Annotated in this window: 1 pseudogene; it reads right to left on the bottom strand. The window is 55.1% G+C overall.

The window, feature by feature from the left end:
• Positions 1-241: 241 nt before the first annotated feature.
• Positions 242-988, bottom strand: a pseudogene (locus Q362_RS23265) (transposase); the annotation flags it as partial.
• Positions 989-1,177 lie beyond the last annotated feature (189 nt).

A 1,177-nucleotide genomic window follows, 5' to 3' on the forward strand; every position in this document is an offset into this window, starting at 1 on the left:
CTTGTTCACCATGCACCTCATCAAAGAACAGTTCCGCCTCTTCTGGAGCCAGGGTACGGCAGACCGCGCCAAATCCTTTCTCCTTAATTGGTGTTTCCTCAGTAAGTTCAGCTTCCGGGCATTATGCTCTGCCCGAGGTACGTAAAGAAAAGAGTAGTCGTATCGCCAGCAGCCTCCCCTGGCGACACCGAGAGCTGCCACAAGCCTGTTCGAACCACGAATGAGCGATTGCGAAGGCAAAGACCAAGATCCTCAACAGGATCAGGAGGTTCATTACCAGGAAGATGCTGTTGATCCAGGCACTGGAGGTAGCGGGCAGTTTGGCACGGATGTAGTTCAAGCGATAGCCGTTTTTCCCTTGCCCGAATTTGCCTTCAATGGGGATTCGTTGCAGGTATTCTTCACGACGCTGGGCCTTGAGCTTCTCAATTTGTTCGCGATGTTCGTCGGTGACCGCCGGTGGCCGGCCCAGTGGTTTGCCGGCAAAGCGAATGCTGTGTTTCTTGAGAAACTTCCGGTTGTCCCGACTGCCGTAACTCGGATCACCGAGGATGACCTCGGGGTAATACCCGTACCGGCGATGGTAGGCCTCCACCTGGGACTCGAGATCATGGCCTTCGTGAAAAGCATCCCAGCGCAAGTGGTCGACTCGAGCAAGGCCTTCGCCGGTGAGACTTACGCTTAACTTGGCGCCGAACTCCACCGGCTTATGTTGCTTGCCGTGGACAATGGGGCGGACATGAGGTTGGCTGATGCTGACGATCCGATCCTCGCAGCGGCGGGTATTGCTGCAGTACATTGCCCATTGCTGGTCATGGAGGTGCTGGATAACCCAGTAACGGCGCATGAGCCAGCGTGGCAAGGGGATACTGGTGCCAGACGGCCAGGTGGCCATCAAAGCTTCGATGTGGCCCAGGTTGCGACGAAGATACTGCAACTGTTGCTTGATTCCCCGCCGGATCATTGCACGACCGGGGCGACGCTGCTTTCAATGGGGCCGGAGCCAGATAGCTCCGGAAAACGGTGTAAGTTTGCAAACAAGATGAGAAAATATTGGTTCATCCGGCAAACGCGTACCTGGAGTTGGAAGGAGTTGTGGAAAAGTGACATGACATGAGCGATGTTGTTTGGTGACGAAACCCGACAACACAAAGGAGCTCAGCCATGTCACAAACAC

It is taken from the genome of Desulfobulbus elongatus DSM 2908 (genome assembly GCF_000621145.1).
Lineage (GTDB): Bacteria > Desulfobacterota > Desulfobulbia > Desulfobulbales > Desulfobulbaceae > Desulfobulbus > Desulfobulbus elongatus.